General features: G+C 58.1%; 3 protein-coding genes. All 3 read left to right on the forward strand.

Features of this window, described 5'->3' with window-relative positions:
* The first annotated feature begins 401 nt into the window (after positions 1 to 401).
* Positions 402 to 1,472, forward strand: a complete 1,071-nt coding sequence (locus BBOMB_RS06150) for an aspartate-semialdehyde dehydrogenase (protein WP_044087583.1) — start codon at positions 402 to 404, stop codon at positions 1,470 to 1,472.
* A gap of 56 nt (positions 1,473 to 1,528) precedes the next feature.
* Positions 1,529 to 2,302 (forward strand): DUF5701 family protein, encoded by a 774-nt coding sequence (locus tag BBOMB_RS08365; RefSeq protein WP_044087584.1) that lies wholly within the window; start codon positions 1,529 to 1,531, stop codon positions 2,300 to 2,302.
* A 1,621-nt stretch (positions 2,303 to 3,923) separates the two neighbouring features.
* Positions 3,924 to 6,693: BspA family leucine-rich repeat surface protein (locus tag BBOMB_RS08210; RefSeq protein ID WP_193786677.1), on the forward strand; the 2,770-nt coding region annotated here is incomplete at its 3' end.

The following is a 6,693-nucleotide window of genomic DNA, read 5'->3' on the forward strand; positions in this document are numbered from 1 at the left end:
AAGGCGGTGATACCTGGCTAGGCTTGTGATGTGGGTGGGTCTATATTGAGCCGGAATCGTGTGTATGCAGCTGCAGAGTGGGGCTCGGTGGATTCCAACAGCTTGACCGTGAGACGACTTGTCTGCCAAGCTGATCCGTCGTAGGGGAGTCGTCGCTAAGAGATCGTTGGGATAGGTTTGAATCTTTTCGCCTTTCCGGTGTTCATTCTTGGCGGTGAGGTTTCCGGTGTTCAAGTAATAGTAATCATTCGGACGGTCGCGGTCGGTTGCGGTACTCTAGAAGAGCGATGCGGCGGGCACTGCGGTGTTGGCTCCTGGTTGCACTTACCCGGTGAGCTGTGGGCGGAGCGCTGTGCGCTGTCCGCTTTCGCGGTTCACGATGGTATGAAGTGGAGGTTGGTATGGTCCAGATCAATGAGAATGGTGTGGATGTCGCGGTTCTTGGTGCCACCGGCCAGGTCGGCATGGTGATGAGGCGTGTCTTGGATGAGCGCGATTTCCCGGTGCGCAATCTGAGGTTCCTCGCTTCTGCACATTCGGCGGGCAAGATGCTGCAATGGCGGGGACGCAATATCGAAGTCGAGGATGTAGCCGTAGCCGACCTTTCAGGCATCGATATCGCCATTTTCTCCGCAGGGGGTGACGCGTCCAAAGTGTGGGCGCCTCGTTTTGCACAGGCCGGTGCTTATGTGGTCGATAACTCTTCGCAGTGGCGTATGTGCGATGACGTGCCGCTTGTGGTGGCCGAAGCGAATCCACAGGATCTCGACGACATTCCCAAACGCATCGTGGCCAATCCTAATTGCACCACGATGGCGTGTATTCCTCCTCTTAAAGCGCTTTCCGATGTTTTTGGACTCAAAAGGCTTATTGTGAGCTCATATCAAGCGGTTTCCGGAGCCGGCAGGGCGGGAGTGGAGCAGCTGATGACCGAGGCGAAGGCCGCACTCAATCAGGGTGCCGACAAACTCGTCTTCGATGGCTCCGCGATTGATTTCCCGAAGCCCACCAAAGTGGCGAGAACCATCGCCTTCAACGTCGTCCCTTTCATCGGTTCCATTGCGGATGACGGTTCGCAGGAGACTGACGAAGAGCAGAAGCTGCGCAATGAGAGCCGCAAAATCCTGCATCTGCCTAATCTCAAGGCCTCATGCACCTGCGTGCGCGTCGGCGTTTTCACCGCCCACGGGATGAGCGTCAACGCGGAGTTCGAGCGTAGCGTCACTCCCGATCAGGCCCGTGAGATTCTCTCCGCCGCCCCGGGCGTGGAACTTGACGACATTCCCACACCTCAGCTGGCCGCCGGTCGTGATCCGAGCTTTGTGGGGCGCATCCGCCAAGACCAGGCGGTGGATGGCGAGCATGGCCTGTCCTTCTTCGTGGCGAACGACAACCTGCGCAAGGGTGCGGCGTTGAATGCCGTAGAGCTCGCGGAGATCATAGCGCGTAAGCATTTCACCGATCGTCTTTGATATGCTGATGTGCTTGCGCCGATATTTCGGTTGGCCGGTTGTGGGATACTGAAGCCATGTCGAAGGCATCCGTAGAAGTACAAAGGCAACTGGACCGTATCGTCGCTTTGGGCTACCCCGATGTGGCCGATATGAGTGCGGAGGCGTTCAGAGCGTTGGCGCGCCCGTTGATCCATGCGCTCGAAGGTTGCAGTGACGAGGAGATTGCGGGTTGGAGCGGTGCGGACGTCAATGGAGCGGGTTCACGCGCCACCAGCTTGGATATTCTTGAGGAATCCGGTGAGTTGGCGGTCCGTAGGGCCACCGATGATCAGCGGGCTCCCGTCATCTCGCCCGATCACCGCGATCCTTCGGTGGATATTCTTCTGGTGCCGACTCGTGAGCTCGTCGCTCCGGATTCGTTGATTGCCCGTACCAGCATCAACAGGATGGCAGGTTTCACTACGATGCCGCCGCGTGATGTGGCCAGCTTTCTGCAACAGCCGGGTTTCAATCCCCCGGAAGGCCCCTTCTACCTGGTCATTGCACCCCACACCGGCACCTGCTACGTGAACCGTGAGCCGGATGTAGCCCGAAAGCTCATTGAATCGGATGAGCGTTCCCCCCTCACCTTGGAGGAGGGGCTTGCGATAGCGACCCAGCATCCGGACTGGCTGGTGTGCAAAAACGGTTTCAATCTGTTGGGGTCCCGCAGTTCGGATGGGCGTTATCCAAGCATTTGGATGAGTCAGAATTCTCCCCGTCTTGGGTCGGTCTGGCCTACATCCCGCCATACCTGGCTCGGCAACGCGTATTGTCTGGCGCGCCGTGGGGTGTCTCTTTTCCGGTGAAGCCGTTGACGGAGGGTAGGCCGGTTATGCCGGCTTTGTGACCGTGCTCTCCGGCTGGACTGTCTGGCGTGGTGTCGACTTGGGGTGACGAGTCCGCATCGTCTCGTCATTCATGTAGTCAAAACCAAGCGGCTCAGACTCTTACTGCTATATGAGCGTCATGACCGGATATTCGGCCTGCTTCGTATTCCGGTTTTTATCGCAAAACCGTAACGTTCGGATTTCGCATGAACTCACGGTGAATGTTTGATTGGTCCGATGATGCGGCTGGTTTCTGTGGTGTGAAGATTTGTCGGTTCATGATCAGGTCGCTGCTACTTCGACTGCATGCCTCCAGGCGCTGGGTCGCCCGTCCGTGGCAAGTGGGTGGGATCGGGCCGGGTCGGCTGAAAACAGTGGGATAAACGTCTGGCTGCACAACGAAAGCATATGAGGAGGTCGGCTGCCCTGGAACCTTGGGAGCGTCCGCTGTTCGTTGTCGTATGCGTTGTGCATGGTGGTGTATATCCGGTGGTTTGAATTCGTTGGGAGTATACCCTGATGCTATTGAGTGCATGACGCGGTTATGCATGTTTGCTTCGTGGTGCCCGGCGCCGGCCGTATGTCGGTGCGGTGTCGGTGTTCGTGTACGGTGTCGGTGTGGTTGCCCGGTGCGTTGGGTACGTGGTGGTGTCGTTGCGCGAGTGGAGACGTGCCGTGATGTCTGTTGGTCGTGGTGTGAGGGATCGAATGCATGCGCTGGTGGGTGTTTCAGGCGTGGTGGCGGTGCTGGGTCGTTTTTTTCGGATTCGCTCGGGCGGCCCTTTGCGTTGTTGTGGTGGTGACGTGTGGTTGTGGGCTGCGGCGTGTGGGTGGCGGCTGGGTTAACAGGTTCGAGATCGTTGCTGTGGTGTGGTTTGGGTGGCTGTTGCGTGCGTCGATCGCAAGTACGGATGCTGGTTGTGTTCGCTTTGCCCCAGTGGGTGTGGTTGTTCGTTTCTTCCGGGTTTTGCTATGGGCTTGGAGGATGGCCCGTCTTCTGTTGGTCCGGGTTTGGGGTCGTTTTTGGTTCCATCTTCCGGCTGCCGTGTCGGTGAATGGGTCCCCTGGTTTGACATAGGTGACGCATGGTCTATGATCGCTGTTTTTCCTGTCCTGCATCTGAATGGTTTATCGTGGTTTTGCTACCGGTCATATATTTTCGTGGGGTTGCTGGCGTCCGTGGTGGTGTGGCTCGGCGGCGTAAGGGTCGAGCGCGGGTTTTTGTCAATCGTTTGGCATGGTGTCTTGTCTGGTTGGCCCGTTTGGAGGGGCAGATTCCTTGTGACGCGTGTTTCGTAGGTTTTCCCTCCGTTCGTTTTTTCGACGTGAGCCACTAAGGCGGCGCATATCCGACTGTTGCGAATATTTCGTTCTTATACGGGTTTGTCGGGGGGGGGGTTTACCTTGATGCTTAATGCATAGATTCATCGTTATTCGTATCTGTGCGTGTGTTGGGCATCGTGGTGTGATGCCGATGGCAGGCGAGGTTTTCGCAATACCGGGTTGTGTGGTGGCGTGGGCCGTCGCCGTGATGCCGGTCCCGAAACGGGGCCGGTCTGGCATGTAGTGGTGTTGTAGTCAGGGATGAAGGAGTCAATGGATGTTTGGTAGACGATTAAGGGATTGGTGGCGCACGCTGGTGGGCGTGATCGCCGCCGTGGCGATATTCGGTGGTGGTTTCTCGCTGCCGGCTTTCGCGGATCCGGCGCCGGATGGTGGTGCTGGTCGTTCCGCGCAGGATGCGTCCAAGCCGCGAACCCGAAGCGGCATCTCACCACAAAGTGCTACAGATTGTTTCTCTGGCAGGCAGACCGGTACCGATTGGTATGCGGATAATGCCGGTGACGGCTATTGTGCGGTGCATGTGACCGGCAGGGCCGCCCTGCAAGGCGATTCCGGCGACGGTGCGAAGTTTGATAATTTGAATTTGGATAAGGTGGTTTCGGTTTCGATCGACAATCCCATCCAGTTGTCTCCGGGTGGCCGTGTCCGTCTGGGTCGGATGAACAATCTGACGTCGGTGACTGGCCTGCGGAACATCCAGGGCGCGACGGATCTGAGCAGCGCGTTCAATGATGATCTCGCTTTGACGTCGTTGGATTTGAGTGGTTTGGATACGAGCCACGTCACGAACATGGCGAACATGTTCGAACATGCGAGAGGTTTGACGTCGTTGGATTTGAGCCATTTCGATACGAGCCACGTCACGAACATGCATGCCATGTTCGCTGGTACGCCTGGTTTGACGTCGTTGGATGTGAGTGGTTGGGATACGAGCCAGGTCACGGACATGTCGCACATGTTCGCTGGTGTGTCTGTTTTGACGTCGTTGGATGTGAGCCATTTCGATACAAGCAACGTCCAGGACATGACGGCCATGTTCCGTGAATCGTCTGGTTTGACGTCGTTGGATGTAAGTGGTTGGGATATGAGCCACGTCACGAGCATGTATTCCATGTTCGATGTTATGCCTGGTTTGCGGTCGTTGCGGTTGGGGCCTCGCACGTATTTCGATGGTACCTCTGCTTTTTCGGGTCTTTCCGGTCGTTGGACTCAGGTGGATCCTGCTCCTGTTCCGGGGGCGTGTTACGTCAATGGTGGTGACCTCAATGGTGGTGACCAGGCCTCCTGTTCGACCACCGATCCGGACTTTGGGCTGTTCAGGCCGGCTCCCGGCGAGCCCGGGCAGGTGCGTACCGGTGCGGTCACTTACGGGCTGAATGGGTATAAGGCCGCATCCACGATTACGTTCAGGTACGTGGATGACAAGGGCAATCCCGTTCCTCAGGACGTGGTGAGCAAGCTTGGTCTTCCCGGTTCGAAGTCCGGTAACCAGGGTGATCCGTTCGAGTTCTCGTTGCCTGATGGTGCGGGTTGGAAGTTCACGGGTTGCGACCCGTCCTCCGCGGCCAGCTGCACCGCTACGAAGATCACGGGTACGTTCCCGGGTTCGGATACGACGGTGACGGTCAAGATGGTGCGCAAGACTGCTGGTAAGGTGTCGTTCGAGTATGTCGGTGAGGATGGCAAGCCTCTGGCGAAGGCCGTGGCTGCGTCCATGCCGGCTGCTTCTCCGGCTGGTGCTTTTGTTGGCTCTCATGTGAGTGTGCCGGTTGCTCCGGGCTACCTGTTCGATCGTGTCGATCAGGGTTCCACGGGTGCGTCGGTCGTTCAGGGCGGCAAGAGCGTGAGCGTGGTGATGGGCGAGCAGGCTCGCACGGTCAAGCTCGTCGTGAAGACGGATGCCAGTGTTCCCAGCCGTCGTGCTGGTAAGGTGTCGTTCGAGTATGTCGGTGAGGATGGCAAGCCTCTGGCGAAGGCCGTGGCTGCGTCCATGCCGGCTGCTTCTCCGGCTGGTGCTTTGGTTGGCTCTCATGTGAGTGTGCCGGTCGCTCCGGGGTACCTGTTCGATCGTGTCGATCAGGGTTCCACGGGTGCGTCGGTCGTTCAGGGCGGCAAGAGCGTGAGCGTGGTGATGGGCGAGCAGGCTCGCACGGTCAAGCTCGTCGTGAAGACGGATGCCAGTGTTCCCGGCCGTCGTGCTGGTAAGGTGTCGTTCGAGTATGTCGGTGAGGATGGCAAGCCTCTGGCGAAGGCCGTGGCTGCGTCCATGCCGGCTGCTTCTCCGGCTGGTGCTTTGGTTGGCTCTCATGTGAGTGTGCCGGTCGCTCCGGGCTACCTGTTCGACAGTGTGTCCGAGGTTCCTTCGGTGTTCTCTGGTGTGTCCCAGACTCCTGCAGGTGTGACGGTCGCTCAGGATGGCAAGAGCGTGAGCGTGGTGATGGGCGAGCAGGCCCGCACGCTCAGATTCAAGTTGAAGTCTGATGCCAGTGATTCCAGTCGTCTTGCCGGTAAGGTGTCGTTCGAGTATGTAAGTGAGGATGGCAGCGTCTTGCCTTCCGATGTTGTGGCGTCCATGCCGGCTTCTTCTCCGGCTGATGCTTTGGTTGGCTCTCGTATGAGTGTGCCGGTCGCTTCCGGTTACGTGTTCTCTGGCGTGGCTCCGGGTTCCACGGGTGTGAAGGTTGCTGATGATAAGAAGAGCGTGAGCGTGGTGTTGGGTCGTGAGGCCCGCACGGTCAAGCTCATCGTGAAGTCTACTTCGGGCGACTCGGGTAACGGTGGCAACACTGGTAACGGTGGTTCCGACAACACTGGCAACGGTGGCAACACTGGCAACGGTGGCAACACTGGCAACGGTGGTAACACTGGCAACGGTGGTTCCGACAACACTGGCAACGGTGGTTCCGGTAATGGTGGTTCCAACGGTGGTAACACTGGCAACGGTGGTAACACTGGCAACGGTGGTTCCGACAACACTGGCAACGGTGGTTCCAACGGTGGCAACACTGGTAACGGTGGCAACGGTG

This window comes from Bifidobacterium bombi DSM 19703 (genome assembly GCF_000737845.1).
Taxonomy (GTDB): Bacteria; Actinomycetota; Actinomycetes; order Actinomycetales; family Bifidobacteriaceae; genus Bifidobacterium; species Bifidobacterium bombi.